The sequence below is a fragment of the Paraburkholderia sp. BCC1885 genome, from assembly GCF_900996235.1.
Lineage (GTDB): Bacteria > Pseudomonadota > Gammaproteobacteria > Burkholderiales > Burkholderiaceae > Paraburkholderia.
Genome location: NZ_CAAJGM010000274.1, coordinates 81,861 through 107,537, shown reverse-complemented (window position 1 = coordinate 107,537; position 25,677 = coordinate 81,861). Strand labels below are relative to the sequence as shown.

The window sequence follows — 25,677 nt, the reverse complement described above, 5'->3', positions numbered from 1 at the left end:
TCAGACGCCTGCGGCCCTCGTCTGCGGACTCGGCGGTGTCCATCTATGGGACAATCTCTCTTTTTGCGACATCACGTTCCAGCATGAGCACCGAGTCCACCTCCAAGCCCAGTCCCGCCTTCCCGATCACCGACGAAGTCCGCCACGCGCTCGCCATTACCAAACGCGGCGTCGACGAACTGCTGATCGAAGAAGAATTCGCACAGAAGCTCGCGAAGAGCGCGGCCACCGGCACGCCGTTGCGCATCAAGCTCGGTCTCGACCCGACGGCGCCTGACATCCACATCGGCCACACCGTCGTGCTGAACAAGATGCGCCAGTTGCAGGATCTCGGCCATACGGTGATCTTCCTGATCGGCGATTTCACCTCGCTGATCGGCGACCCGTCCGGCCGCAACGCCACGCGCCCGCCGCTCACGCGCGAGCAGATCGAATCGAACGCCCGGACGTACTTCGAGCAGGCCGCGCTGGTGCTGGATCGCGAGAAGACCGAGATTCGCTACAACAGCGAATGGTCGATGCCGCTCGGCGCCGACGGCATGATCAAGCTCGCCTCGCGCTACACGGTGGCGCGCATTCTCGAACGCGAAGATTTCACCAGGCGTTATCAAGGCGGCCTGCCCATCTCGATCCACGAATTCCTCTACCCGTTGATGCAGGGTTACGACTCGGTCGCGCTCAATGCCGACCTCGAACTCGGCGGCACCGATCAGAAATTCAACCTGCTGGTGGGCCGCGAGCTGCAGAAGCAGTACGGCCAGGAACAGCAGTGCATTCTGACCATGCCGCTGCTCGAAGGGCTCGACGGCGTCGAGAAGATGTCGAAGTCGAAGGGTAACTACATCGGCATCAGCGAAAAGCCGTCGGATATGTTCGGCAAACTGATGAGCATTTCCGACGATCTGATGTGGCGTTACTTCGAACTGCTGTCGTTCCGTCCGCTGGACGAGATTGCCGGCTTCAGGAAGGAAATCGAAGGCGGCCGTAACCCGCGCGATTTCAAGGTAATGCTGGGCCAGGAGATCGTCACGCGCTTTCACTCGCAGGCGGACGCCGAGCGTGCGCTCGAAGACTTCAACTACCGCGCGAAGGGCGGCGTGCCGGACGATATTCCGGCCCTGACGCTGGCGGGCGCGCCGCTCGCGATCGGTCAGTTGCTCAAGCAGGCGAACCTGGTGCCGTCGACCAGCGAAGCGCTGCGCAATATCGAGCAGGGCGGCGTGAAAATCGACGGCGCAACGGTGTCGGACAAGGGCCTGAAGGTCGAAGCCGGCGAATACGTCGTGCAGGTCGGCAAGCGCCGTTTCGCGCGCGTCACGTTGACGGCGTGATGCGGCGGCGCGGGTTCAGGCCGGAGCGTCGCGCATGATCGCGCTGATCCAGCGCGTGCGGCGCGCGGAAGTGCGCGTCGGCGAACGTGTCACGGGCGCCATCGAAGCGGGCCTGCTCGCGCTAATCTGCGCCGAGCGCGGCGACACGGAGGCCGCCGCCGACCGCTTGCTGGCGAAGGTGCTCGGCTACCGCGTGTTCAGCGACGCAGCCGGCAAGATGAATCTCTCCGTGCAGAACGTGGACGGCGCCGGGCGCGCCGGCGGCCTGCTGCTGGTCTCGCAATTCACGCTCGCGGCCGATACGAACAGCGGCCTGCGCCCGAGCTTCACGCCGGCCGCCCCGCCCGACGAGGGCAAGCGCCTGTTCGATTACTTTGTCGCCGCCGCTCGCGCGAAGCATGCCATTGTCGAAACTGGGGAGTTCGGCGCGGACATGCAGGTCTCGCTCGTCAACGACGGGCCGGTGACGTTCTGGCTGCAAACGCACGCGTAACGCCTAATCCCTTTCGCGGCCGTAGCGGGCCGCCATCACCGGCCACGATGCCGCATGCTCATGTCCACGCAAATTCTCTTTATCCGCCACGGTGAGACCGACTGGAACCGCATCAAACGCATCCAGGGTCACACCGATATTCCGCTCGCGGCGACCGGTGTCGAGCAGGCCCGGCGGCTCGCCCAGCGCCTCGTAGAGGAAGCCGCCCAGGGCGCCCGGCTCGACGCGATCTACTCGAGCGATCTTCTGCGCGCGCGGCAAACCGCCCAGCCGATCGCCACGGCGCTCGGTTTGCCCTTGCAACTGCGCGAAGGTCTGCGCGAGCGTTTGTATGGGGCGTTTGAGGGCTACGACCGCGAGCAGATCGCCGAACGCTATCCTGACGAATTCGAGCATTGGCAATCGCGCGATGGCGGCTTCGCGCCGCCGGACGGCGAGTCGATGCGCGCTTTCTATCGCCGCGTGATGGAGACGGTTGCGCCGATCGTCGCCGCACATCCGGGCGGCCGGGTCGCGTGCATCGCGCATGGCGGCGTGCTCGATTGCGTCTACCGGTTTGCGCGCGACCTGACGCTCGAAGTGCCGCGCGACTATGCGTTGCTCAATACGAGCATCAACGTGGTGGATTTCGACGGCGGCAAGGGAAAAGTGGTGTCGTGGGCGGACATCGCGCACCTCGATGCACCGAGCGACGACGACACCTTGCGGCGGATTCCGGAACCGGGCCGCTGAGCGAAGCAAGCGGGATTCGCAGCCGGGATTGCGCAGCTCGCGCTTGCGGCGCGATGGCTGTTGTGACCGCTGCTTAGGCGCGTCCTGCCGCCACCCGCCGGCGCGCCCGCTTCGACACACCGTTGGTCAGCGCCCAACGAATCACCGGCGCGACCAGTTTCACGCCCGGTCTGACGACCACGCGGCGCACGCCGGCGAGGCGGTGGAAGCCGAGCATTTCCTGCGCCCACGGCGGCAACAGATCCGCCCCGGCATTGAGCATCAACGTCCCTGCCGGCCGCAGCGCCAGGCTCGGCGGCCGCGCCTTCATCAGGATTCGCACGACTTCGCGGGTGCGCTCGCTGGTCGCCAGTTCGGGCCGCATCGCCAGCAGGTAGGCGTCGATCTCGTGCCGCGAGCGCGGGATATCGACCGCGCCGAGCATCTCGGCAATCCGCGCCGTCTCCGCGAAGTAACGGTCCTGTTCGGCAACGGGCAGCGCCGGATTCACATAGTGCAGATGCGCGCTCAGGAAGCTCGAGACCTCGGCGACGTGCACCCACGTCAGCAGCGCAGGGTCGCTCGCCTGGTATGGGCGCCCGTCGGGCGCGGTGCCGCTCACGCCAAGATGAATCTGCCTGACCCGTTCGATCAGCGCCAGCGCGTCGTGCCGGTTGCCATAGGTGGTGCCGGCGATGAAGGTCGCGGTGCGGCGCAGCCGTCCGAGGATATCCGTGCGGAACGACGAGTGATCCCACACGCCGGCCAGCGCCAGTGGATGCAGAGCCTGCAAGAGCAGGGCGCTGATGCCGCCGGTCATCATCGAGGTGAAATCGGCGTGGACTTTCCAGCAGACGGTTTCGGGGCCGAACAGGCCGGGATCGCCAGGCGGCGAGGAGTAGTCGAGCGTCGGGCCGCTGCCGCTTGTCAGGTGCGTGACGCCGTTCGCCAGCTTCGAGCGCACGTGCTGGGTGAGGCGTTGGACGAGGCCGGCGCGCTCATCGGAATAGCTGGCTTCATCGGACATGGCTGGCGCTCGGAGCTCTCCTGATCTGGCGGGTTTCGCTCGTTTTCTGCTGGTTTCGTGAGGCGATCCGCAGCGGCTCAGGACTCGCCCGCATCCCACAGGTTACGCACCGGGCTGGACGAATCCGGCGCGGCGAGGCCGAAGTGCCGGTAGGTCAGCAGCGTCGCCACGCGGCCACGCGGGGTGCGTTGCAGAAAACCTTGCTGGATCAGGTACGGTTCGAGCACGTCTTCGATGGTGTCGCGCTCCTCGCCGATGGCCGCCGCCAGGTTGTCGACGCCTACCGGCCCGCCGTCGAACTTGTGCAAGATGGCTTCGAGCAGCTTGCGGTCCATCAGGTCGAACCCCACCGGATCCACGTCGAGCATTCTGAGCGCGGCGTCGGCTACCTGCGCGGTGATGTTGCCGTCCGCCTTTACCTCGGCGAAGTCGCGCACGCGGCGCAGCAACCGGTTGGCGATTCGCGGCGTGCCGCGGGCGCGCTTGGCGATTTCAAAGGCGCCGTCCGGATGAATTTGCGCATTGAGCAGCGACGCCGAGCGCGTGACGATGCGTGCCAGTTCTTCGGCGTTATAGAACTCGAGCCGCGAGACGATGCCGAAGCGGTCGCGCAGCGGATTGGTCAGCATGCCGGCGCGAGTGGTGGCGCCGACCAGGGTGAATGGCTGCAGGTCGAGCTTGACGCTGCGCGCCGCCGGCCCTTCGCCGATCATGATGTCGATCTGATAATCCTCGAGCGCCGGATACAGGATTTCCTCGACGACCGGCGAGAGCCGGTGAATTTCGTCGATGAACAGCACATCGTTCTTTTCGAGGTTCGTCAGCAACGCCGCGAGGTCGCCGGCGCGCTCCAGCACCGGGCCGGACGTCTGCCGCAGATTGACACCCATTTCCCGCGCGATGATGTGCGCGAGTGTGGTTTTGCCGAGACCCGGCGGCCCGAACAGCAGCACGTGGTCGAGCGATTCGGAGCGGCGCCTCGCGGCCTCGATAAAGATTTCGAGCTGGCCGCGCACCTTTTCCTGCCCGACGTATTCGTCGAGCTGACGCGGGCGCAACGCGCGCTCGAACGCTTCTTCGTTCGGCGAGACGGGCGTGGCGGCAATGATGCGCTCGGCGGCGAGTTTGTCGGTTTCGATCATGTCGGCATTGTACCGCGCGGTGCTCGCCGCCGAAGCTAGCCGATCGGCCAGGGTGCATCCCGCGGCGCGGCATGCCAGGATTTAGCCCATGCACGCGGGGTGGCCCGCCTGGCTTGAACCGCTTTAACCTTTTGAGAGCGCCTTCAGTGCGAGCTTGATGCCCTCGGACACGCCCGTGCCCGCCGGCACGTTCTTGACGGCCGCCAAGGCTTCTTTTTCGGAGTAACCCAATGCGATCAATGCGTTCAGGATGTCAGAGGCGTGGTCGGACGCCGACACGGCGCCCGCCATCGCGCCCAGGTCGGCGCCAATCTTGCCCTTCAGTTCGAGCAGCAGGCGCTCCGCCGTTTTCTTGCCGATGCCCGGTACCCGCGTGAGGCGCGCTGCGTCCTGCATCGTGACGGTCTGCGCCAGTTCGTGCACGCTCATGCCGGACAACACGCCGAGCGCCATGCGCGCGCCAATGCCGCTGATCTTCAGCAATTCGCGGAAGGTGGCGCGCTCTTCGGCGCTGCCAAAACCGAACAGCAGATGGGCGTCTTCGCGCACGATCATCTGGGTGAGCAGAACCACCCGTTCGCCGGTCGCAGGCAGGTTGTAGAACGTGCTCATCGGCACATCGACTTCGTAGCCCACGCCGTTACAGTCGACGAGCAGGTGTGGCGGATTCTTTTCCAGCAGGACGCCGGCAATGCGACCGATCATGGCGGGTTCAATCGTGAGAGAAAGGGCGAGTGTAGCGCAGGGCGCCGCCCGTGAGCGAACGTAAGCGTAGGCGTTTTCGCGGTTGACCAGCCGAAAACCGGCCTCTAGACTGAGATCCCTTTTGGCGGGTTCTCGCCCCATCACCGAAAGGATTTATGCTGAGTTTCACTACCATCGCCATCTTTGCCGGCGCGTGCCTCGCGCTCACTGCCACGCCGGGTCCCGACATGCTGCTGATTGCATCGCGCAGCGTCAGCCAGGGAAGATCAGCGGGATTTGCGTCGCTTGCGGGCATTCTGGTGGGCACTTACTGCCACGCACTGGCCGCGGCTTTCGGACTGGCGCAGCTATTTGTCGCCGTGCCCATGGCCTACAACGCCGTGCGCTTTGCCGGCGCGGCCTACCTCGCGTATCTCGCCTGGAAGACGATCCGCTCGAAGGGCACCGCGCTCTCGCCGGACGCATCAATGAGCCGCTATCCCGTCGGGCGCATTTTCCGCCAGGGCCTCTTCACCAATCTGCTGAATCCGAAAGTGGCGCTTTTCGTGCTGGCCTTGTTTCCACAATTCGTGCGGCCGGAAGCGGGGTCGGTGGCGTTGCAGATCATGGCGCTTGCAACCGTGCTGAATTGCATCGGCTTTTGCGTGAACGGCGCGGTCATCCTGATGGCGAGCAAGCTGAGCCGGAAACTGAGGTCGGGGCATCGCCCTTCGCGGGTGCCGCAATATCTGCTGGGCGGGGTGTTCGCCGGGCTCGCCTGCCGCCTGGCGCTGGCGAGCCGTAATTGAACGCCTCGGTGCGCGCGCGCCGGCCGTGATTAACCCACCAGCCGCCCGCGCCGCACCCGCAGCCCCTTTTTGGCGAGCGAGGGCGCGATTGCGCCCAGCGTGCTGAGCGTGCTGCCGCCGTGAGCGTGGCAGATCGCCATGCCGAGCGCGTCGGCGGCGTCGGTGCTGGGTACGCCGGAGAGGTTCAGCAGGCGCACCACCATCTGTTGCATCTGCTCCTTGGTGGCGCGGCCGTAACCCACCACGGCCTGCTTCAATTGCAGCGCGGTATATTCGGCCACCGGCACGCCGCCCGCCACCAGGCCGCAGATCGCCGCGCCGCGCGCCTGGCCGAGCAGCAGCGTGGATTGCGGATTGACGTTGACGAACACCTTTTCGATCGCGGATTGGTCTGGAGCGTGCTGACGGATCAACGTCGAAATGCCTTCGAAGATCGTCCCCAGGCGCGACGGCAGGTCGGCGTCGGCGGTCTTGATGACGCCACTCGCCACGTAAGTGAGTTGATGACCGTTCTGGTCGATCACGCCGAAACCGGTCACACGCAAGCCGGGGTCGATGCCGAGAATTCTCATGAGATGCGCTGCGAACTAAGTGCCTGCGATACTACAACGAACCGGCGGTCCGGCGGCGCGCGCAAATCGCGAAGACAGGAATAAATGGGCTCGCCGGATTTTGCGCCACGTGGCAAGCTGAAGAATTGCGGCATTCGCTGCAACCGGGACGTGCGCACGTGGAAACCTATCGAAATCTAAGCGGTGATTCCGGCATCGAGTCTTATGCGCTCGGTGACGGTTGCATCGCGGTTCGCTTCAAGTCCGGTGTGATCTATTGGTACACGGACGCGAGTGTCGGTCCGGATCATGTTGCGGAAATGATTCGTTTGGCCCGCTACGGAAAGGGACTGAGCACTTACATCAGCAGCCACCCTGACGTGAGTGCGGGTTACGCCAGAAAAATCCCCGAGGCCTGAACAGCGCGCTTCGGCTGAATTCACCTGAAGGCGCTCACATGAAAAACGGCCCGGCGGAAAATTCCGCCGGGCCGTTTTTTCTCGGACCCTGGAGCCCAAAGCGCCACTCGAAAGCGCCGCCGGCTCAAGCCGCAATGATCAGTGCCGGAAGTGACGCACGCCCGTCAGCACCATGGCGATGTTGTGCTCGTCGGCTGCGGCGATCACTTCGTCGTCGCGCATCGAGCCGCCCGGCTGGATCACGGCCGTCGCGCCTGCTGCGACCACCACGTCGAGGCCGTCGCGGAACGGGAAAAATGCGTCCGACGCCACCGCCGAACCCGTCAGCGTCAAGCCCGCATTCTGCGCCTTGATGCTTGCAATGCGTGCCGAGTCCACGCGGCTCATCTGACCGGCACCGACGCCGAGCGTCATGCCGTTGCCGCAGAACACGATGGCGTTCGACTTCACGTACTTCGCCACGCGCCATGCGAACAGCAGATCGTCCATTTCCTTCGGCGTCGGATGACGCTTCGTGACGACGCGCAGTTCATGTGGCTGCACGTTGTGCGAGTCCAGCGATTGCACCAATAGGCCGCCGCCCACGCGCTTCAGGTCGAAGGTGTTGTGTCCGTCGCCGAGCGCGATTTCAAGCAACCGCACATTCTTCTTCGCTTCGAACACCTGGCGCGCCGCCACGCTGAACGAAGGCGCAATTAGCACTTCGACGAACTGCTTGGTCACAGCTTGCGCCGCCGCTTCGTCCACTTCGCGGTTGAAGGCGATGATGCCGCCGAACGCCGAGGTCGGATCGGTTTGCAAGGCCTTCGAATAGGCTTCGTGCGCATCCGCACCCACTGCCACGCCGCACGGATTGGCGTGCTTGACGATCACGCAGGCCGGCACGTCGAAGGTCTTCACGCATTCCCACGCCGCATCGGAATCGGCGATGTTGTTGTATGACAGTTCCTTGCCCTGCAACTGCTCGTAGTTTGCCAGCGCGCCGGCCGGCACCGACAGATCGCGGTAAAACGCGGCGCTCTGATGCGGATTTTCGCCGTAGCGCAGATCCTGCACCTTGTCGAACGCCAGGTTGAAGGTGGCCGGATAGGTGTTGCGCGACGAATGCTGCAGCTCTTCGGTCAGGCTGGTTAGATAATTCGTGATGGCGCCGTCGTATTGCGCCGTGTGCGCGAACACCTTGGTGGCCAGACGGAAGTTCGTCTTGTACGAAACCGCATTGCTGTGTGTGCGCATTTCTTCGAGCACCACCGCGTAATCCGCAGGGTCGACCACCACCGTCACGTCACGATGATTCTTCGCCGCCGAACGCAGCATGGTCGGGCCGCCGATGTCGATGTTCTCGATCGCGTCTTCCAGCGAGCATTCTTCCTTCGACACCGTCTGCACGAACGGGTACAGATTCACGACCAGCAGATCGATGGTCGGAATGTCGTGCTTTTCAAGCGCGGCCATGTGCTCCGGCAGATCGCGGCGCGCGAGGATGCCGCCGTGCACCTTCGGATGCAGCGTTTTCACGCGCCCGTCGAGCATTTCCGGGAAGCCTGTGTAGTCAGCGACTTCGGTGACGGCGAGCCCCGCGTCCGCGAGCAGTTTCGCGGTGCCGCCGGTGGACAGGATCTTGACGCCGAGGTCCGAGAGCGATTTGGCGAAATCGACGATGCCGGACTTGTCGGAAACGGAGATGAGCGCTTGCTTGATCATGATGAAGAATGAGAAGCCGAAGAGGTGGACGTGGCAGGGCGCCAGGAAATTACATCGAGCTACAGCAAACCGTGCTGTTGCAATTTCTTGCGCAGCGTATTGCGGTTGATGCCGAGATACTCGGCGGCCAGCGACTGATTGCCGCCGGCCTGCTCGAGCACCACCTCGAGCAACGGTTTTTCGACACACGAAATAACCATGTCGTAGACGTCGTGCGGATTGGAGCCGTCGAGATCCTGGAAGTACATGCCCAGGCTGTCGCGGACGGATTGTTCGATATTGTTCTTGCTCATGCTGCTAGTCGGTCGGAGTGGTCCGGCTCGCCGTTCGGGTTGACATCCTCTTCCACGTAGACGAGGCGGTCGGAGAGCGCCTTTTGGGCGTCGAAGAACTCGTTGACGGCGAGAAGTTGTTCGCGCGTCGTGTCCAGCGTATTCATGCGGTGCCGGAACACGTTGGCGCCAGAAAGGCCGCGAGTGTACCAGCCGATGTGCTTGCGTGCTGTGCGCACGCCCGTAAATTCGCCGTAGAACGCGTAGTGATCTTCGAGATGCTCGTTCATGACCTGCTGGATCTCGTCGATGCGCGGCGGCGGCAGCAACTCGCCCGTTTGCAGGAAATGTTCGATCTCGCGGAACAGCCACGGACGCCCCTGCGCCGCGCGCCCAATCATGATGGCGTCGGCGCCGGTGGCGGCGAGCACCTCGCGCGCCTTCTGCGGCGAGGTGATGTCGCCATTCGCGACCACCGGGATGCGCACCGCGGCCTTCACGGCGGCGATGGTCTCGTATTCGGCCTCGCCGTGATACAGGTCGGCGCGGGTGCGGCCGTGCACCGTCAGCATCGAAATGCCGGCGTTTTCAGCCAGATGCGCCACGCTCAGCGCGTTTTTGTTGTCGCGGTTCCAGCCAGTGCGGATTTTCAGCGTGACAGGCACCGCGTCCGGCCCGACACCCACCGCGCCCACCACTGCCTCGACGATGCGCTGCACGAGCGGCTCGTTTTGCAGCAGCGCGGAGCCAGCCGCCACATTGCAGACCTTCTTGGCCGGACAGCCCATGTTGATGTCGATGATCTGCGCGCCGTTGGCGACGTTGTAGCGGGCTGCCTCGGCCATCATGGCCGGATCCGCGCCGGCGATCTGCACGGCGATCGGTTCGACCTCGCCCGCGTGATTGGCGCGGCGCATGGTCTTCTCGCTCTTCCACAACTGCGCGTTCGACGCGACCATTTCCGACACGGCATAGCCCGCGCCCAGCCGCTTGCAGAGCTGGCGGAACGGCCGGTCGGTCACACCCGCCATGGGGGCGACGAACAGGTTGTTGCGCAAATTGTGAGGGCCGAGAGTGGGCATAGCAAAGACGCAACCGTCGAACATCAGCGAGATGGGGACGGGCGCGAAATACGAGGGAAAACCGCTATTTTAGCGTTAACGGATAGCCGGCACCGGACTTGAATCCGCCGTAACCCATTAAATCTTCTATGAAAGTGCGTGGATTCATAGAACCGCGAAACGCGAATCACCCGAAGCGGGCGCAGGGGTTCGCGTATGCACCGTGCCTGCGCATACGCGTCGCGCGCTTCGTGTGCGGACGGCTAATTTTGCAAACGTCCGGCGTCTAACGGCGTTGCCCGAACATCATCTGGCGTGCCAGCGCGGTCTTGACCGGCGGCACGAATTCGAGCGCGGTCAAGGCGAGCCCGCGCAGCGTGGCGAGGGCGGGGAAGTCGACGGTGAAGAGGCGCGCGAGCGTGTCGGTCGAACGGATCGTCAGGCGCCGGTCGAGCGTGCGGCGCTGCGCGAACGCGGCCAGCGCGAGCGGCGTGGCGCCGAATGTCGAGAGCGCGTCGGTGAGCGCGTGCGCATCGCGCAGTCCCAGGTTCAGCCCCTGGCCGGCCACCGGATGCAGCGTCTGTGCCGCATTGCCGATCGCCACTACGCGGCCCTTGACGAGCGTGTCGAGCGCGTTCAGGCCAAGCGGGAAAGCGGCGCGGCCTTTGATCTGCGTGAAGCGGCCCATGCGGTCGCCGAATGCGGCGCCGAGTTCGCGCAGGAAGGCGTCGTCGGGCAACTGGGCGCGGCGAGCCGCTTCTTCCGGCGAGCAGCACCAGACGAGCGCGTAATCGGCGTCGCGCGGGCCGCCGGTGGGCAGCAGCGCAATCGGCCCTTGCTCCGTGAAGCGTTCCCACGCGACATGCGGCCGCGGCGTCGACACGCTCACCGTGCCGACCAGCGCGGTCTGCCCATAGTCGCGGGTGCCGGCGGCGCTGCCGCTTTTCTGCTGCTCGTGGAACAGACCGCCCTCGGCATTCACGAGAATGCGCGTGCGCAGATTGCGTTTGCCCTGCGCGGTTTCGACCGGCAGCGTCACGCCCTCGTGCTCCTGAAGCGGCGTCTGCGCCGAGGTGTTCTGTAACCAGTGGACGGCGCTCGGCCGCGCGGCTTCGGCGAGCGCCTGCACGATCGAGCCGTAACGCAGCACATAGCCGAGCGCGGGCAGACCGTGTTCGGTGTGGTCAATCAGCGTGCGGCCGAAATGCCCGCGCTGCGACACGTGGATCCGATGAATCGCCGTGGCGTCCGCCGGCCAGCGCAGCGGTTCGAGGATCATCCGGCTGCCTTGCGACACCGCAATCGCACGCGGATCCCCCTGCGCGTCTTCCGGCTTGCGGGCGTCGACCAAAGCAATCGACAGCGCCCGGGTCGCGCTACGGCGTGCAAGCCAGCCGGCCAACGCGAGCCCGACCGGTCCGGCGCCGACAATCGTCACGTCGAAGTCGAACGGCGCGGCGCCGGCATCGGGCGCACCGGACGAGACCGGTTGCGGTTGAGAAACGTCGCTCATGAGCTTAGGGTGTCCGTGCTGTCATGCCTTGCGCGCCGCGCCGGCCGCGCTCCGCGCTTCCCGCATCAGCGCCTCGATCTCGTCAGCCTTGACCGGCACCCCGCGCGTCAGCAGTTCGCAGCCGTCCGCCGTCACCACGGCGTCGTCCTCGATGCGGATGCCGATGTTCCAGTACTTCTCGGGCACGTTCTCGCCTGGGCGAATGTACAGACCCGGTTCGATCGTCAGCGCCATCGAAGGCCGCAGGATGCGTGACGGCAGTGCGCCTTGCGCGTCGCGCGGCGCATGGCGCTCGCGATAGTCGCCGCAATCGTGCACGTCCATGCCGATCCAGTGGCTCGTGCGGTGCATGTAGAACGGCGCATAGGCGCGTTCTTCGATCACGTCATCGACCGAGGAAAACAGTCCGCGCTCGATGATGCCCGTGTCGAGCAGCCCCTGCGACAGCACGCGCAAGGCGGCGTTATGCGGATCGTCGAAGGAAGCGCCTGCGCGCGTGGCGGCAATCGCGGCTTCCTGCGAGGCCAGCACGATGTCGTACAGCTCGCGCTGCGCCGGCGTGAAGCGGCCGTTCGCCGGGAAGGTGCGGGTGATGTCGGAGGCGTAGCCGTCCAGTTCGCAGGCGGCGTCGATCAGGATCAGGTCGCCGTCCTGCGCGACGGTGTTGCCCGCGGCATAGTGCAGCACGCAGGCATTGGCGCCTGCTGCGACGATCGAGCCGTATGCCGGCCCTTGCGCGCCGTGCTTGCGGAACGTGTACAGCAGTTCGGCTTCGAGTTCGTATTCGTGTACGCCGGCGTGGGACGCAGCCATGGCGCGGCGGTGCGCGATGGCCGAGATTTCGCCGGCCCGGCGCATGATGGCCAGTTCGTGGCTGTCCTTGATGAGGCGCATTTCGTCGAGCAGCGGCAGGATGTCGTGCGCAGCGGCCGGCGCGGCGATACCGCTGCGGCCCTTGGCGCGCACCGCATCGAGCCAGCGGCGCACGTTTTCGTCGAGACCTGCCGAGCTGCCGAGTGCGTAGTGCAGCGCGGGCTTGTCCGCGAGGATGGCGGGCAGTTCGGCCTCGATCTCATCCACCGCAAAGGTGGCGTCGAAGCCGAACGCCTCGCGCGCGGCTTCTGGACCGAAGCGAAAGCCTTCCCAGATCTCGCGCTCGGCGTTCCTGGCGCGGCAGAACAGGATGGCGGCCGGGTCGTTCTCGCCCGCGCTCGCGTCCAGCACCAGCAGGCCTTCGGGCTCGGTGAAGCCGGTCAGGTAGTAGAAATAGCTGTCGTGCCGGTAGGGATAATCCGCGTCGCGGTTGCGCACCACTTCCGGCGCAGTGGGGACGATGGCGACGCCGCCGCCTGCCGCGCGCAGGGCGGCGAGCACGCGCTCGCGGCGCTGGCGGTAAATGTCGATGGCGAGAGTGGGTTCGGTCGGCTGGTTCATCGTGAGATTGTAGCGCCCAATCGGCCTCGGGTTTCAGCACCCTGGCCATCAGGCCAGGTGGACGGGCGGCCCGTAAAGCCGCAATGTTGCAATCCGTCCACAGGTGCGGTGGGCGTTGATCCGGAAGATGGCGCGCGGTTGTCAGGAGGGCCGTCAACCCACGTATACTTCCGCCCAATTCCAGAAAAGGCAATTGTGATGATGAAACTCATCGGTTCGTTCGGCAGCCCGTTCGTGCGCAAGGCGCGGATCGTGTTCGCCGAGAAGAAGATCGACTACAACCTGGTGCTCGAAAACGTCTGGGCGCCGGACACCACCATCCATACCTTCAATCCGATCGGCAAGGTGCCGTGTCTCGTGATGGAAGACGGCGAGGCGGTGTTCGATTCGCGGGTGATCTGCGAATACGTCGATACGCTGTCGCCGGTCGGCAAGCTGATTCCGCCGTCCGGGCGCGAGCGCGTCGAGGTGCGCTGCTGGGAAGCGCTCGCCGACGGGCTTCTGGACGCGGCGGTGCTGATCCGCCTCGAAGGGACGCAGCGGCCGGCCGAACACCGCTCGGACACGTGGGTGGCGCGCCAGCAACTCAAGATCGACGACGGCCTCGTGGCGATGTCGAAAGGGCTGGGCAGCAAGACATGGTGTGCGGGCAATCGCTACACGCTGGCGGATATTTCCCTCGGCTGCGCGCTCGGCTACCTGGATTTCCGCATGCCGCAGTTGAACTGGCGTGAGCTGTACCCGAACCTCGACAAGCACTTCCAGAAGCTGTCGCAACGGCAATCGTTCATGGACACCTTGCCGTCCGACTGAGGGCGGCTTGCGAATCTGACGGACGGCATGGCACGACCAGGGCGGAGCCGTGCGCGCGGGGCAGAGGTGCAAAGCCGCAAGATCCCCATGCGCCGCGAGGGCGCATGGCGCGCCGCGTCAGGTCGCCGCGAGTTCCACTTGCGGCGCAAACGTGTCGGCGCTCGCAATCGGCCACCACTTCTCGTAGATCGAGTAGCGGTACTTCCCGTTCAGCAGATCGTTCGGTTCCAGATACTTCAGCAGATCCGACATCAGGCTGACCTCATGCGAGGACACGCGCCGCACGATGTGATGCGCGCGCAATTCGGCCGGATGCTTGAGGCCGGCGGCCTGGATGATTTCCTGCAGCGCGTGCAGCGTGTTGTGATGGAAGTTGAAGACGCGGTCGGACTTGTCCTGCACCACGAGGGCGCGCTGGCGCACCGGGTCCTGGGTGGCGACGCCGGTCGGACAGCGGCCCGTGTGACACGTCTGCGCCTGGATGCAACCCACCGCGAACATGAAGCCGCGCGCCGAGTTGACCCAGTCCGCGCCAATCGCCAAAGTCTTGGTGATGTCGAACGCGGTGATCATCTTGCCGCTCGCGCCAATGCGAATCCGTTGCCGCAGGCCGATGCCGACCAGCGTGTTGTGCACCAGCAGCAGTCCTTCCTGCAGCGGCACGCCGACGTGATCGGTGAATTCCAGCGGCGCCGCGCCGGTGCCGCCTTCCGCGCCGTCCACGACGATGAAGTCCGGCAGAATGCCCGTTTCCAGCATCGCCTTGGCAATGCCGAAAAACTCCCACGGATGGCCGATACACAGCTTGAAGCCGGTGGGCTTGCCGCCTGACAGATTGCGCAGGCGTTCGACGAATTCGAGCAGGCCGCGCGGTGTGGAAAACTCGGAGTGTGTGGCGGGCGAAATGCAGTCGCGGCCCATCGGCACGCCGCGCGTCTCGGCAATCTCCGGCGTGATCTTGGCGGCCGGCAGCACGCCGCCGTGACCCGGTTTCGCGCCTTGCGAGAGCTTCACCTCGATCATCTTCACTTGCGGTTCGCGCGCCTGCTTCGCGAACTTGTCCGGATTGAACGTGCCGTCGTCGTTGCGGCATCCGAAGTAGCCCGAAGCAATTTCCCAGATGATGTCACCGCCGTGCTCGCGGTGATACTTTGACATCGAGCCTTCGCCGGTGTCGTGTGCGAAGTTGCCCTTCTTCGCGCCGAGGTTGAGCGCCATGATTGCGTTGGCTGAGAGCGAGCCGAAGCTCATCGCCGACACGTTGAAGATCGACATCGAATAAGGCTGCTGGCGGTCCGGGCCGACCACCACGCGGAAGTCGTGACCATCGAGCTGGGTGGGCGCGAGCGAGTGGCTGATCCACTCGTGCGCTACGGCTCTGACATCGAGTTCGGTGCCGTAGGGGCGGCTGTCCACATCATTTTTCGCGCGCTGATAGACGATGCTGCGCTGGGCGCGCGAGAACGGCTTTTCGTCCGTGTCGTCCTCGACGAAATACTGGCGAATTTCCGGCCGGATGAATTCGAACATGAAACGGAAATGGCCCCACAGCGGGTAGTTGCGCAGGATGGCGTGGCGTGGCTGGGCCAGATCGAAAATACCGAGCGCGACGAGCAAGACCGGAACGATGATCCAGAACCACGACAGATGTTGCGCGGCAGCGAGCGCGGCTACGGCGACGAGCAGCACAACCGCGCACCACATGGCCAGATAACGTCGAGAAAACATGGGGACTCCGTTGCAGAGAGCGGGTTGACCGCTGATGGCGCTGATTGTTATGTTGCTGCGCTGCACGCAGCGTGTGGCTGATTTTCCTGCTTGTCATGCAGTTTTTGCGGCTATTGAGGCCGCCGTCATGCAGCGGACCGCGCGCATAACGAACCGCGCGGCCCTTCGCATGAGCGGCTTACCGGGCGCTGAGCAGCGCGGCGGTCTGCGGCGTCCTGGCCGCCGGTTGCACCAGCTGCGCCGTCACGGCGTGCTCGATGATGCCGCCGCCCAGACAGATCTCGCCATCGTAGAGCACGGCCGATTGCCCGGGTGTGACAGCCCACTGCGCGTCGTCGAAATTGAGCGCGAAATGGCCGTCCGTTTCGCCCGCCGTGCTGAACGTGCAGGCGGCATCGGCCTGGCGGTAGCGCGTTTTTGCCCCGCAGGCGAACTCTTCGGCGGGCGGCTGGCCGGCGACCCAGCTGGTATTGCCCGCGCTCAGCCTATGGCTCAGCAGCCACGAATGATCGTGACCCTGGGCGACATACAGCGTGTTCGACGGAATATCCTTGCCCGCGACGAACCACGGCTCGCCGCTGCCTTCCTTGCTGCCGCCGAGGCCAATGCCCTTGCGCTGGCCGAACGTATAGAACGCGAGGCCGATATGCTCGCCGACCACCTTGCCGTCGGTGGTCTTCATGGGACCCGGCTTGGTGGGCAGATAGCGGTTCAGGAAATCGCGGAACGGCCGCTCGCCGATAAAGCAGATGCCGGTCGAATCTTTTTTCTTCGCGTTCGGCAGGCCGATCTGTTCGGCGATCTCGCGCACCTTCGTCTTGGGGATCTCGCCGAGCGGAAACATCGTCTTCGATAACTGGGCCTGGTTCAGGCGATGCAGGAAGTACGACTGGTCTTTCGTATGGTCGAACGCCTTCAGCAGTTCGAAGCGGCCTTCGACCTCACGCACGCGCGCATAGTGGCCAGTCGCGATAGTTTCCGCGCCGAGCGTCATGGCGTGATCGAGGAAGGCCTTGAACTTGATCTCGGCGTTGCACAGCACGTCCGGATTCGGCGTGCGGCCCGCCGAGTATTCGCGCAGGAATTCGGCGAATACGCGGTCTTTGTATTCGGCGGCGAAGTTGACCGCTTCGACGTCGATGCCGATCAGATCGGCCACCGAGACGACGTCGATCCAGTCCTGCCGGGTCGAGCAGTACTCGCTGTCGTCGTCGTCTTCCCAGTTCTTCATGAACAGGCCGACGACCTCGTAACCCTGCTCTTTGAGCAGCCATGCGGTGACCGACGAATCGACGCCGCCCGACATGCCTACTACGACTTTCTGCTTGCTCATTGTGTGCCTGACTTGCTGGATCGGGTGGGGCCGACCGAATGCGTATGCACGAAGTCGAGCGGGAAACGCCGGCCTGCGAGGTAATCGTCGATACAGCGCATCACGAGCGGCGTGCGATGCCGTTCGGGACACGCGCGCAATTCCTCCGCGCTCATCCACAGCGTGCGGACGATATCGGGATCGAGCGCGCGGTTGACCTCAGCCTCGCCGACGCTGCCGCAATACGTGAAGCGCAGATAGGTGGCGCCCGAACTGTCCGGCCGCCCGAAATGCGCCACATACACGCCTACCAGCGCTTCGGGCGTGAAGTGATGCGCCGATTCTTCGAGGGTTTCGCGCACGACCGCTTCGGCCAGCGTTTCGCCCGCCTCCAGATGGCCGGCGGGCTGGTTCAGACGCAGCCCGTCGTCCGTATGTTCCTCGACGAGGAGGAAGCGTCCGTCGCGCTCGACGATGGCGGCCACGGTGACGTGCGCAGCCCAGGTTTCCGGATTCATGGGGCGGTATTTTACCGTTTATGGCGCCTGGCTGCCCGCAAGCGGGCGGGGCGGGACCCTCTGCGCGGCCATGCCGTGTCGCCCTGTCGTTGCCCTTGCTGCTGCCCTTGCCGCGGCGGCCCCCCGGATTGTCCCTGATTTCGGTGCGCCCCCCTGTTTCGGTTAAAGTGGTGTCGTTAGCCGTTGCAATTGCAAGCCGGCGTGCCTCGTCGGCAGCTCTGTCGTAATAACAGCAAGGCCGAGGAGGAGTCAAAGATGCACATTGGAGTGCCAGCCGAGACACGCGCGCACGAAACACGCGTCGCCGCCACCCCCGAGACGGTCAGGAAATACGTGTCGCAGGGCCACCGGGTCACCGTCCAGAGCGGTGCCGGAACGGGCGCCAGCTTCCCTGACGAGGCTTTCAGCGCGGCGGGCGCGGAACTCGTCGATGCAGCCAGTGCGTTCGGCGCCGATCTCGTCCTCAAAGTCCAATCGCCGACTGAAGCCGAGTTGCCGCAGCTGAAGCGCGGCGCGGTGCTGATCGGCATGCTCGATCCTTTCAATGCCGACAACGCGGCCAGCCTCGCCGCCGCCGGGGTGACCGCTTTCGCTCTGGAAGCCGCGCCGCGCACGACGCGGGCGCAAAGTCTCGACGTGCTGTCATCCCAGGCGAACATTGCCGGCTACAAAGCCGTGCTGCTCGCCGCCGACCTCTACCCGCGCTTCATGCCGATGCTGATGACCGCCGCCGGCACCGTGAAGGCGGCGCGCGTGCTGATCCTCGGCGCCGGCGTGGCGGGTTTGCAGGCCATCGCGACCGCCAGGCGCCTCGGCGCCGTGATCGAAGCCTCGGACGTGCGTCCAGCCGTGAAAGAGCAGATCGAGTCGCTCGGCGCCAAATTTCTCGACGTGCCCTATGAAACCGACGAGGAGCGCGAGGCCGCGCAAGGCGTCGGCGGCTATGCGCGGCCGATGCCGCCTTCGTGGCTGACGCGCCAGGGGGCGCTTGTCCACGAACGCGCCAAACAGGCCGATATCGTCATTTCCACCGCGCTGATTCCGGGCCGTCCCGCGCCGACGCTGATTTCCGTCGAAACCGTGCAGGCCATGAAACCCGGCTCGGTGCTGGTGGATCTGGCCGCCGGTCGTGGCCCCGAGTACGAAGGCCGGCGCGGCGGCAACTGCCCGCTGACGGAAGCCGACAGGATCGTGACCAGAAATGGCGTGCAGATTGTCGGCTACACCAACCTCGCTTCGATGGTGGCCGCCGACGCTTCTTCGCTCTACGCGCGCAATCTGCTCGACTTCCTGAAGCTGATCGTCGACAAGGAAGGCGCACTCAACATCGATCTCGCGGATGACATCGTCGCGGCCACGCTGCTGGCCCGTGACGGCGAAGTCATCCGCAAGGCATAAGACACACTTCCTGGGAGAACGGCGATGGAAGTCATCAACCATACGGTCATCAACCTGATCATCTTCATTCTCGCGATCTACGTGGGCTATCACGTGGTCTGGAATGTCACGCCCGCGCTGCACACGCCGCTGATGGCGGTGACCAATGCGATTTCCGCGATCGTCATTGTGGGCGCGATGCTGGCGGCCGGCCTGACGGTGGGCGGCACAGGCAAGTTTTTCGGGACCCTGGCGGTCGCACTGGCCGCGGTCAACGTGTTTGGCGGCTTTCTTGTCACCCGGCGAATGCTGGAGATGTTCAGGAAGAAAGAACCGAAGAAGCTGCCCGCAGCCGCCAAGGAGAACGCGTAATGAGTCTGAACGTCGTCACGCTGCTTTACCTGGTTGCTTCGGTCTGCTTCATTCAGGCGCTCAAAGGGCTCTCGAATCCGAAGACGGCGCGCATCGGCAACACCTTCGGCATGGCCGGGATGGCGATTGCGATCCTCACCACCATCGCGCTGATCCTCAAGCAGGCGGCCGGCCTCGGCTCGAATCTCGGACTCGGCCTCGGGCTGCTGTTCGCGGCGCTGGTGGTGGGCGGGGCGATCGGGGCGTTCGTCGCGGCGCGCGTCGAGATGACCAAGATGCCCGAACTGGTCGCCGCCATGCACTCGCTGATCGGCCTCGCGGCGGTGTGTATTGCGTATGCGGTGGTGTCGGAGCCGTCGGCGTTTGGCCTCGTCGACCCCGACAATCCGATTCCCGGTTTTCTGCCGTATGGCAACCGGATCGAGCTGTTCATCGGCACGTTTGTTGGTGCCATTACCTTTTCCGGTTCGGTGATCGCGTTCGGCAAGCTCTCCGGCAAATACAGGTTCCGTCTGTTTCAGGGCGCGCCGGTGGTGTATCCGGGCCAGCATCTGATCAACCTGATGCTGGCGATCGGCATGATCGGCTTCGGCGTGATCTTTTTTCTCACGCAGTCGTGGCTGCCGTTCATCATCATGACGCTGATCGCGTTCGCGCTCGGCGTGCTGATCATCATTCCGATCGGCGGCGCGGATATGCCGGTGGTCGTGTCGATGCTCAACTCGTACTCGGGCTGGGCGGCGGCAGGCATCGGCTTCTCGCTGAACAATCCGATGCTGATCATCGCCGGCTCGCTGGTGGGATCGTCCGGGGCGATTCTTTCGTACATCATGTGCCACGCGATGAACCGCTCGTTCTTCAACGTGCTGTTGGGCGGCTTCGGCGCGGAAGCGGGCGCGGCGGCCGCAGGCGGCGCGCAGGAGCAAAGGCCGGTGAAGTCGGGCTCAGCTGAGGATGCCTCGTTCATGCTCGGCAATGCCGAAACCGTGGTGATCGTGCCGGGCTACGGGCTTGCCGTGGCACGCGCGCAGCACGCGCTGAAGGAACTCACCGACAAGCTGACCGAGAAAGGCATCGACGTGCGCTACGCGATTCATCCGGTGGCAGGCCGCATGCCGGGTCACATGAACGTGCTGCTCGCCGAAGCCGAAGTCTCCTACGACATGGTCTACGAGATGGACGACATCAACAGCGAGTTCGGCCAGGTGGACGTGGTGCTGGTGCTCGGCGCGAACGACGTGGTGAATCCGGCGGCCAAGAACGATCCGAAGTCGCCGATTGCCGGCATGCCGATCATCGAGGCGTACAAGGCGCGCACGGTGATCGTCAACAAGCGTTCGATGGCGGCCGGCTACGCGGGTCTCGACAACGACCTCTTCTATATGGACAAGACCATGATGGTGTTCGGCGACGCCAAGAAGGTGATCGAGGACATGGTGAAGTCAGTGGAGTGAGGACGATCGACGGCGGGTTTTGGGCCGCGATTTTTACGGCCCGAACCTGCATCGGAATCACTGTCGTTTCACCCCGGGTTTCACTTCGACGTGCCGCAGAAAATCCGCGAGCCGTCTGCCTTCCATATCCGCAAACGGCTCGAGCACCTGCAACTCGCGAATCTCTTCGACGTCGAAATTGCGGAAGTCGCCGCGCAACTCGCACCACGCGCCGATGGTCCAGCGCGCGCCCCAATAAAACAGTCCGAGCGGCCAGATGCGCCGCTGCGAATGCGCGCCTTTGCGGTCGCGATAGGCGAAGCTCACGACGCGTTTGTCGTTGATGGCGAGATGCACCGCGTCGACCTTCCCGGCGAACTCCCCTTTGATGTGAAACGACGGCGCGAAAATCGGCAGCCGTTCGAGCGTCGCGCGTTTGTCGGCGGGCATCGCGGAGGCGATTTTCGCCAGCGCGCCGCGCGCCCCTTTGGCGAAACTCGCGCCGCCCCAGGTTTCGAGCATGCGCGCGCCGGCGGCCAGCGCGGCGAGCTCCTCGACGGTGAAGGTGAGCGGCGGCAGGCTGGCCGAGCGGCTCAGACGATAGCCAATGCCCGCTTCCCCTTCGATCGGCACGCCCGACAACTGCAGGTCGCGCACGTCGCGATAGACCGTGCGCGGCGAGATATGCAACCAGTCGGCAAGCTGCTGCGCGGTCGTCAGACGCCGGCCGCGCAGCAGTTCGGCGATCTGAAACAGGCGGTCGGCACGGCGCGTCATCGGGGGCGTGTTTGTCAGGGTGGAAGGCGATTTCGCGATGATAGCGCTGCGCGAAGACCGTGCGCGCAGCGGGATCGCAAAGGGCCATGCGCGGCGGGCGGATTCCGCTTCGCCGGTGGCGAGTCCGTCAGCCATGCTTCGGCGAATGCAGTCCGATGCGGTTGCCTTCGGTGTCGATAAAGAAGCCGATATAGCCGATGTTCCGAGGCAGCTCGATGGCTGGCCCTTGCACTTTGCCGCCGGCTTTCTCGACGCGTGCCAGTACGGCGTCGACATTCGGCTGCGCATTCAGATAGACGACCACGCCGTCGGCGGAAGGTTTGACCGTCGGGCTATGAACGATGCAGCCGCCGGTGGCCGGTTCGGTGTACTGGAAGATGCCGATCGGTTGATCGCCGAAATTCTCGCGGCGCAGCGCGGTGCCCAGCACGGTCTCGTAGAAACGCGCGGCGCGCTCGAAATCGGTGGAGGGAATTTCGAACCAGGAAACGATGTGGCTGGCGGCTTCTGACATTGCATTCTCCTTGGGCGGATCGGGCTGGGTTGCGCCAGCTTCGACCTTTGCGATGCGCCGGATGGCGTGATCAGAAGTGTGCGGCGGGGCTACTGACAACGGTCTGTCAGTAGCGTTGAGCGTTTCGGTCCATTCAAAGCAAAAGAGGCTGCGGACTTGACGTCCGCAGCCTCGCGACCAGCGTGTAAAAGCCGCTTATATCAATCCGCCGGCACGTCGTTCGCCGGGTTCGCCGGACGTTGCCTGACGCTGCCGGCAATCAGATCGAAGCGGAACAGGCGGCATTCCAGTGCGCCGTTAAAGAGCGGTGTCTTGGTCGATTCACGCAGCCGCAACTGACCGGGCAGCTTGCGATCCGAGGTCAGGATGAACGCGTGCCAGCCGGTGAAACGCTGCTTGAGCGCGTCGCCAAGCGACTTGAAGAATTCGCTGTCCGGCGCTTCTTCCTGGGCGCGGCGGAAGCTGTCGTCTTCGCGGTTTTCTCGCGTTTCGCGCAACTCGCCGCGCGCGTTGCGGCCGCGCACTTCGATCCGCTCGCCGTAAGGCGGGTTGGCGACGAGGATGCCCGGTTCCGTGGAAGGCGGCGCCATGCCGCGCGCGTCCACCTGCTTGAGCGAGACCGAAGACAGGCCCGCCCGTTCGAAATTGGCGCGGGCCTTGACGAGCATGTCGCCGGAAATGTCGCTGCCGAAAATCTGCAGATTGGCGCGCGAGGCGCGGGCGGCGTGTTTGGCATCCAGCGCCGCGGCTTTCAGCGCCTGCCAGGTCTTGGCTTCGTACTGCTTGAGCTTTTCGAAGCCGAAGCGGCGCTCGGCGCCTGGCGCGATATTCAACGCCACTTGCGCGGCTTCTGCGAGGAATGTGCCGCTGCCGCACATCGGATCGTAAAGCGGCGTGCCGGCGCTCCAGCCGGTCAGGCGCAGAATGCCCGCGGCGAGGTTTTCGCGCAGCGGCGCCGCGCCCTTGTCGAGACGCCAGCCGCGCTTGAAAAGCGGCTCGCCCGACGTGTCGAGGTACAGCGTGCAGTCCGTGGCGGTGAGGAAAGCGAACACGCGCACGTCGGGCGCGCTGGTGTCGATGTTGGGACGCGCACCGCTCACTTCACGCAAGCGGTCGCAAATCGCGTCCTTGACGCGCAGCGTGGTGAATTCGAGGCTGCGCAGCGGCGACTTGATGGCCGTGACGTCGACGCGCAGCGTTTCCTGCGCGGAAAACCATTGCTCCCAGCGCTGCTCAAGCGCGAGGGCATAAACATCCTGCTCGCTGCGATACGGCCGCTGGGCGATCTTCAGCAGCACGCGGCTGGCGATGCGCGAATGCAGGTTGGCCGCCATGCCGGCCGCCCAGCCGCCGCGGAAATGCACGCCGCCCGGGACTTGCGCGCCCGCGGTAAACGGCGCGCCATTGAGGTGGCGCGCGGCGATTTCGGCGAGCTCGGCCGCCAGCGCGGCTTCCAGGCCGCGAGGGCAGGGGATGAAAAAATCGAAGGACATGAAGTTGCCGGGAGGCGTTGAATAAGGCGCTATTGTACGCGGTCGGGGTGGGCGGGCAGACGCTGCGCCCGCGCCGTCACTCCATCAATGCCCTTCGCGCGATGCATTCACCGGCCACAGCAGATCGAGCGGCCGCCGCACTACGCGACGCCAGATCGCGCCGCGCAGCGAGCGCACCGTGTTGCGCCGCAAGTCGCGCGAACGCACGGCCATATGAAACGCCAGCGCGAAACTGACGGCCACGTTGAGGACGGCCATGCTGCACACGCCCGCGATGGCCCACCAGAACTCCGGCAGATCGAACGCGCCCTTGCCGAGCACGCCGAGCGCCACGCCGATCGAACCCGCGCTCAAGGTGACGTGCCGGACTTCGAAAGTGAAGGCAAGCGCGCTCACGATGGCGGGCACGAGGCCGAGCATCAGCCCCAGCGTGAGATTGCCCGCCACGCCGGCCACGTTCGAGCGGCACCAGCTCGCGAGGCGTGCGGCGCCGGCCGGCCCGAGGGTCATGCGCAGACGGCGGTTGTAGGTGAGGGCATCGGCGACCCGGTGCAGCACGAACCAGTTGTCTGCCCAGCCCGCCAGCAGGCTCGACGACCACAGCAGCACGCCGGTCAGCGCCGCATACAAGGGCGTGGGCCCGATCAGCGAGAACGAATGCAGCGTCGCGTGAGCTTTCTCGGGCGCGATGATGTCCGCGTGGAAGATGAGGTGCCATAGCAGTTGCACGCCGAGGCACACCGGGAAGACCAGCATCACGTTGCCGAACACGGCCGCAGCCTGGGTGCGGATCAGCGCGACCACCGAACTCACGAAGCTGTCCACGCCTTCGGGCGTGCCTGCGCCGTCGAGCTCGCGGGCGATGGTCGGCGCCGTCATGGCCGGCTGTTTGGTGGCGAGCGAGAAATGCAGGAAGTGCATCAACAGGAAGCTGGCCGCATAGTTGATGCCGGCGAGTAGGCCCTCGATCATCGTGTGCAGATGCGCGCCGGTGATGGCGAATTTCACGCATACCGTCACCACGGTGACAAGGCCGCCGCCCGCAGCCATGCGCAGCATCTTCAGGTATTCGGCGCGGTCGCGCGCAATGTAGTGCTCGCCGGTGTCGGCGCTGTATTCGACCACCTTGCGCGCCAGCAGCGAAAAGTTGCTGCGCAGCAGATGTGCGACGCTCTGGCTTGCATGGTTGGCCTTCACCAGTCCGGCGACGAGGCGTGAACTGGCGTGCGGGTCGTCGGACGCCATCCATGCGTCCAGCAGGTGCTCGGCGCGCTGGATCCGCATGCGCATGCGCTCCACCTGAAACACGATGTCGACGCTCACGCCGTTGCGGTAGAGGTGGCTAAAGACGTTGTCCGTGGCGGTGCGGCATTCGTCGAGCAGTACGCGCAGATAGTTGACCTCGTGCAGCAGCTTGCCGGTGTCGACGCCTTCCACTTGCGCGTGATGCGCCGTTTCCACTGCCAGCATGGCCCGCGTCAGGCGGTAGAACGGCTGCTTTTCCATGGCGACGCGCACGTCGGCGTCGCCCAGACGGCTGCGCACCGTCTGTGACAGGCCGGTGGAGCTGATCTGGCAGGTCAGGTTGTGCAGCGCCGCCAGCAGGTCGAGCGAGAAGGGCACGCCTTCGCGCGGGTTGTGCGCGTCGAGCTCATACGTGAACAGATCGCGGATGCGGCCGAGCAGATCGGTGGGCAGCGCGGCGATCCAGTCGGCGTCGTGCGCCGAGGTGAACATCAGCGTGAAGATGGCCGTCAGATCGCGGCGGTTCGGCGCGGGCGGAATCAGCGACGACTCGAAGCGTTCGAACAATGCGCCGAAGAAGGCCGAATGCACCGGCATGCCGGCGTCGCATAGCAGCGAAATGCCGTCGCTCTCGCGTAGCAGCGCACGCAGGATGCCCGCCACGTTGGCCTTCCACGCCGGGTTGCGGTCCAGCACGTGCAGCAGATAGCGCAGGCGCGCGTGTTCGGGCTGGCGGCGCGCGTCGTCGGCAAGCGGTTCTTGCGCCACGGGCTGCACGGCGCCGCCGCGATGGATCCAGTGCGCCAGCTCGATCAGCCATTCGCTGCGTTCCGCGTAGGGCGCGTGCTGATCGGCAATGGCCAGCAGGGCGTCGAGCTGGTGCCCGCTGTTGCGGGACGCGCGCCATTTCTTGACGAAGGTTTGGATGGAACGAAACATGGGGT

Annotated in this window: 24 protein-coding genes and 1 pseudogene; 9 read left to right on the top strand and 16 right to left on the bottom strand. The window is 64.9% G+C overall.

Annotated features, from left to right (window positions below; all coding sequences use genetic code 11):
• Positions 1–83: 83 nt before the first annotated feature.
• Genes tyrS through FQ755_RS35265 form a run of 3 tightly spaced genes read left to right on the top strand, consistent with a single transcriptional unit; the run spans position 84 to position 2,556 of the window.
• The gene (gene tyrS / locus FQ755_RS35275) at positions 84–1,331 is read left to right on the top strand and encodes a tyrosine--tRNA ligase (protein WP_144162559.1); all 1,248 of its coding nucleotides are present in this window, start codon (positions 84–86) and stop codon (positions 1,329–1,331) included.
• Between the two features lie 34 nt (positions 1,332–1,365).
• Complete coding sequence (gene dtd / locus FQ755_RS35270; RefSeq protein WP_144162557.1) at positions 1,366–1,824, top strand: D-aminoacyl-tRNA deacylase; 459 nt, start codon at positions 1,366–1,368, stop codon at positions 1,822–1,824.
• Between the two features lie 60 nt (positions 1,825–1,884).
• Positions 1,885–2,556, top strand: a complete 672-nt coding sequence (locus FQ755_RS35265) for a histidine phosphatase family protein (protein WP_144162555.1) — start codon at positions 1,885–1,887, stop codon at positions 2,554–2,556.
• Positions 2,557–2,629: 73 nt separating this feature from the next.
• Here the strand turns inward: FQ755_RS35265 and FQ755_RS35260 are convergent, their stop codons facing one another.
• The 3 genes from FQ755_RS35260 to ruvA form a co-directional block, all read right to left on the bottom strand.
• Entirely contained in the window at positions 2,630–3,562 is a 933-nt protein-coding gene (locus FQ755_RS35260; RefSeq protein ID WP_144162553.1) for an oxygenase MpaB family protein, read from the bottom strand.
• A gap of 77 nt (positions 3,563–3,639) precedes the next feature.
• Positions 3,640–4,704, bottom strand: a complete 1,065-nt coding sequence (gene ruvB / locus FQ755_RS35255) for a Holliday junction branch migration DNA helicase RuvB (RefSeq protein ID WP_144162551.1) — start codon at positions 4,702–4,704, stop codon at positions 3,640–3,642.
• A 123-nt stretch (positions 4,705–4,827) separates the two neighbouring features.
• Positions 4,828–5,409: a Holliday junction branch migration protein RuvA gene (ruvA, locus tag FQ755_RS35250; protein WP_144162549.1), complete on the bottom strand. Its 582-nt coding sequence runs from the start codon at positions 5,407–5,409 to the stop codon at positions 4,828–4,830.
• Between the two features lie 155 nt (positions 5,410–5,564).
• On the opposite strand from ruvA, the gene FQ755_RS35245 reads away from it, so the two are divergent.
• Positions 5,565–6,197: a LysE family translocator gene (locus FQ755_RS35245; protein ID WP_144162547.1), complete on the top strand. Its 633-nt coding sequence runs from the start codon at positions 5,565–5,567 to the stop codon at positions 6,195–6,197.
• Between the two features lie 29 nt (positions 6,198–6,226).
• On the opposite strand, the gene ruvC is transcribed toward FQ755_RS35245, so the two are convergent.
• Positions 6,227–6,769 (bottom strand): crossover junction endodeoxyribonuclease RuvC, encoded by a 543-nt coding sequence (gene ruvC / locus FQ755_RS35240; protein WP_144162545.1) that lies wholly within the window; start codon positions 6,767–6,769, stop codon positions 6,227–6,229.
• Positions 6,770–6,927: 158 nt separating this feature from the next.
• On the opposite strand from ruvC, the gene FQ755_RS35235 reads away from it, so the two are divergent.
• Positions 6,928–7,167 carry a hypothetical protein gene (locus FQ755_RS35235; protein ID WP_144162543.1) on the top strand — a complete coding sequence of 80 codons (240 nt, stop codon included), beginning with the start codon at positions 6,928–6,930 and terminating at the stop codon, positions 7,165–7,167.
• A gap of 138 nt (positions 7,168–7,305) precedes the next feature.
• On the opposite strand, the gene purH is transcribed toward FQ755_RS35235, so the two are convergent.
• The 5 genes from purH to FQ755_RS35210 all read right to left on the bottom strand — a co-directional run bounded on the left by purH (position 7,306) and on the right by FQ755_RS35210 (position 13,151).
• A complete protein-coding gene (gene purH / locus FQ755_RS35230) occupies positions 7,306–8,871 on the bottom strand; it encodes a bifunctional phosphoribosylaminoimidazolecarboxamide formyltransferase/IMP cyclohydrolase (protein WP_144162541.1) in 1,566 nt (521 codons plus the stop codon).
• A gap of 59 nt (positions 8,872–8,930) precedes the next feature.
• A complete protein-coding gene (locus tag FQ755_RS35225) occupies positions 8,931–9,164 on the bottom strand; it encodes a Fis family transcriptional regulator (RefSeq protein WP_007180440.1) in 234 nt (77 codons plus the stop codon).
• A complete protein-coding gene (gene dusB, locus FQ755_RS35220; protein WP_144162539.1) occupies positions 9,161–10,225 on the bottom strand; it encodes a tRNA dihydrouridine synthase DusB in 1,065 nt (354 codons plus the stop codon). The genes FQ755_RS35225 and dusB overlap by 4 nt, the downstream gene beginning before the upstream one ends.
• A 265-nt stretch (positions 10,226–10,490) precedes the next feature.
• Positions 10,491–11,717 (bottom strand): UbiH/UbiF/VisC/COQ6 family ubiquinone biosynthesis hydroxylase, encoded by a 1,227-nt coding sequence (locus tag FQ755_RS35215; RefSeq protein WP_144162537.1) that lies wholly within the window; start codon positions 11,715–11,717, stop codon positions 10,491–10,493.
• A 21-nt stretch (positions 11,718–11,738) separates the two neighbouring features.
• Complete coding sequence (locus FQ755_RS35210; protein ID WP_144162535.1) at positions 11,739–13,151, bottom strand: aminopeptidase P N-terminal domain-containing protein; 1,413 nt, start codon at positions 13,149–13,151, stop codon at positions 11,739–11,741.
• Between the two features lie 198 nt (positions 13,152–13,349).
• Here FQ755_RS35210 and FQ755_RS35205 point away from each other — a divergent pair, with 198 nt between their 5' ends.
• On the top strand, positions 13,350–13,964 hold the full coding sequence (locus tag FQ755_RS35205; protein WP_186308750.1) for a glutathione S-transferase C-terminal domain-containing protein: 615 nt from the start codon (positions 13,350–13,352) through the stop codon (positions 13,962–13,964).
• Positions 13,965–14,081: 117 nt separating this feature from the next.
• Here the strand turns inward: FQ755_RS35205 and FQ755_RS35200 are convergent, their stop codons facing one another.
• The 3 genes from FQ755_RS35200 to FQ755_RS35190 form a co-directional block, all read right to left on the bottom strand.
• Positions 14,082–15,692, bottom strand: a complete 1,611-nt coding sequence (locus FQ755_RS35200; protein ID WP_144162533.1) for an FMN-binding glutamate synthase family protein — start codon at positions 15,690–15,692, stop codon at positions 14,082–14,084.
• Positions 15,693–15,870: 178 nt separating this feature from the next.
• Positions 15,871–17,025: a tRNA 2-thiouridine(34) synthase MnmA gene (gene mnmA, locus FQ755_RS35195; protein ID WP_144162530.1), complete on the bottom strand. Its 1,155-nt coding sequence runs from the start codon at positions 17,023–17,025 to the stop codon at positions 15,871–15,873.
• Positions 17,022–17,522 carry an NUDIX hydrolase gene (locus tag FQ755_RS35190; protein WP_144162527.1) on the bottom strand — a complete coding sequence of 167 codons (501 nt, stop codon included), beginning with the start codon at positions 17,520–17,522 and terminating at the stop codon, positions 17,022–17,024. The genes mnmA and FQ755_RS35190 overlap by 4 nt, the downstream gene beginning before the upstream one ends.
• Positions 17,523–17,777: 255 nt before the next feature.
• Here FQ755_RS35190 and FQ755_RS35185 point away from each other — a divergent pair, with 255 nt between their 5' ends.
• Genes FQ755_RS35185 through FQ755_RS35175 form a run of 3 tightly spaced genes read left to right on the top strand, consistent with a single transcriptional unit; the run spans position 17,778 to position 20,725 of the window.
• Positions 17,778–18,920, top strand: coding sequence for a Re/Si-specific NAD(P)(+) transhydrogenase subunit alpha (locus FQ755_RS35185; protein ID WP_144162524.1), 1,143 nt, complete (start codon positions 17,778–17,780; stop codon positions 18,918–18,920).
• Between the two features lie 24 nt (positions 18,921–18,944).
• On the top strand, positions 18,945–19,271 hold the full coding sequence (locus FQ755_RS35180; protein ID WP_144162520.1) for an NAD(P) transhydrogenase subunit alpha: 327 nt from the start codon (positions 18,945–18,947) through the stop codon (positions 19,269–19,271).
• On the top strand, positions 19,271–20,725 hold the full coding sequence (locus FQ755_RS35175; protein ID WP_144162517.1) for an NAD(P)(+) transhydrogenase (Re/Si-specific) subunit beta: 1,455 nt from the start codon (positions 19,271–19,273) through the stop codon (positions 20,723–20,725). The genes FQ755_RS35180 and FQ755_RS35175 overlap by 1 nt, the downstream gene beginning before the upstream one ends.
• 57 nt (positions 20,726–20,782) lie before the next feature.
• On the opposite strand, the pseudogene FQ755_RS35170 reads toward FQ755_RS35175, so the two are convergent.
• The 4 genes and pseudogenes from FQ755_RS35170 to FQ755_RS35155 form a co-directional block, all read right to left on the bottom strand.
• Positions 20,783–21,569 (bottom strand): annotated as a pseudogene (locus tag FQ755_RS35170) (helix-turn-helix transcriptional regulator).
• Positions 21,570–21,608: 39 nt separating this feature from the next.
• Positions 21,609–21,995 carry a VOC family protein gene (locus tag FQ755_RS35165; RefSeq protein WP_144162511.1) on the bottom strand — a complete coding sequence of 129 codons (387 nt, stop codon included), beginning with the start codon at positions 21,993–21,995 and terminating at the stop codon, positions 21,609–21,611.
• Positions 21,996–22,195: 200 nt separating this feature from the next.
• A complete protein-coding gene (locus FQ755_RS35160) occupies positions 22,196–23,488 on the bottom strand; it encodes a class I SAM-dependent RNA methyltransferase (RefSeq protein ID WP_144162508.1) in 1,293 nt (430 codons plus the stop codon).
• A gap of 84 nt (positions 23,489–23,572) precedes the next feature.
• Entirely contained in the window at positions 23,573–25,672 is a 2,100-nt protein-coding gene (locus FQ755_RS35155; protein ID WP_144162505.1) for a site-specific recombinase, read from the bottom strand.
• Positions 25,673–25,677 lie beyond the last annotated feature (5 nt).

What these genes read in the sequence shown, in the direction of transcription:
- FQ755_RS35165 (WP_144162511.1), bottom strand. Translation starts at nt 21,995, where the DNA reads ATGTCAGAAGCCGCCAGCCACATCGTTTCCTGGTTCGAAATTCCCTCC.
- FQ755_RS35155 (WP_144162505.1), bottom strand. Translation starts at nt 25,672, where the DNA reads ATGTTTCGTTCCATCCAAACCTTCGTCAAGAAATGGCGCGCGTCCCGC.
- dtd (WP_144162557.1), top strand. Translation starts at nt 1,366, where the DNA reads ATGATCGCGCTGATCCAGCGCGTGCGGCGCGCGGAAGTGCGCGTCGGC.
- FQ755_RS35185 (WP_144162524.1), top strand. Translation starts at nt 17,778, where the DNA reads ATGCACATTGGAGTGCCAGCCGAGACACGCGCGCACGAAACACGCGTC.
- FQ755_RS35260 (WP_144162553.1), bottom strand. Translation starts at nt 3,562, where the DNA reads ATGTCCGATGAAGCCAGCTATTCCGATGAGCGCGCCGGCCTCGTCCAA.
- FQ755_RS35245 (WP_144162547.1), top strand. Translation starts at nt 5,565, where the DNA reads ATGCTGAGTTTCACTACCATCGCCATCTTTGCCGGCGCGTGCCTCGCG.
- FQ755_RS35265 (WP_144162555.1), top strand. Translation starts at nt 1,885, where the DNA reads ATGTCCACGCAAATTCTCTTTATCCGCCACGGTGAGACCGACTGGAAC.
- ruvC (WP_144162545.1), bottom strand. Translation starts at nt 6,769, where the DNA reads ATGAGAATTCTCGGCATCGACCCCGGCTTGCGTGTGACCGGTTTCGGC.
- ruvB (WP_144162551.1), bottom strand. Translation starts at nt 4,704, where the DNA reads ATGATCGAAACCGACAAACTCGCCGCCGAGCGCATCATTGCCGCCACG.
- FQ755_RS35225 (WP_007180440.1), bottom strand. Translation starts at nt 9,164, where the DNA reads ATGAGCAAGAACAATATCGAACAATCCGTCCGCGACAGCCTGGGCATG.
- FQ755_RS35205 (WP_186308750.1), top strand. Translation starts at nt 13,350, where the DNA reads ATGATGAAACTCATCGGTTCGTTCGGCAGCCCGTTCGTGCGCAAGGCG.
- FQ755_RS35190 (WP_144162527.1), bottom strand. Translation starts at nt 17,522, where the DNA reads ATGAATCCGGAAACCTGGGCTGCGCACGTCACCGTGGCCGCCATCGTC.
- FQ755_RS35160 (WP_144162508.1), bottom strand. Translation starts at nt 23,488, where the DNA reads ATGTCCTTCGATTTTTTCATCCCCTGCCCTCGCGGCCTGGAAGCCGCG.
- tyrS (WP_144162559.1), top strand. Translation starts at nt 84, where the DNA reads ATGAGCACCGAGTCCACCTCCAAGCCCAGTCCCGCCTTCCCGATCACC.
- FQ755_RS35175 (WP_144162517.1), top strand. Translation starts at nt 19,271, where the DNA reads ATGAGTCTGAACGTCGTCACGCTGCTTTACCTGGTTGCTTCGGTCTGC.
- FQ755_RS35210 (WP_144162535.1), bottom strand. Translation starts at nt 13,151, where the DNA reads ATGAACCAGCCGACCGAACCCACTCTCGCCATCGACATTTACCGCCAG.
- dusB (WP_144162539.1), bottom strand. Translation starts at nt 10,225, where the DNA reads ATGCCCACTCTCGGCCCTCACAATTTGCGCAACAACCTGTTCGTCGCC.
- FQ755_RS35200 (WP_144162533.1), bottom strand. Translation starts at nt 15,692, where the DNA reads ATGTTTTCTCGACGTTATCTGGCCATGTGGTGCGCGGTTGTGCTGCTC.
- FQ755_RS35180 (WP_144162520.1), top strand. Translation starts at nt 18,945, where the DNA reads ATGGAAGTCATCAACCATACGGTCATCAACCTGATCATCTTCATTCTC.
- mnmA (WP_144162530.1), bottom strand. Translation starts at nt 17,025, where the DNA reads ATGAGCAAGCAGAAAGTCGTAGTAGGCATGTCGGGCGGCGTCGATTCG.
- purH (WP_144162541.1), bottom strand. Translation starts at nt 8,871, where the DNA reads ATGATCAAGCAAGCGCTCATCTCCGTTTCCGACAAGTCCGGCATCGTC.
- ruvA (WP_144162549.1), bottom strand. Translation starts at nt 5,409, where the DNA reads ATGATCGGTCGCATTGCCGGCGTCCTGCTGGAAAAGAATCCGCCACAC.
- FQ755_RS35215 (WP_144162537.1), bottom strand. Translation starts at nt 11,717, where the DNA reads ATGAGCGACGTTTCTCAACCGCAACCGGTCTCGTCCGGTGCGCCCGAT.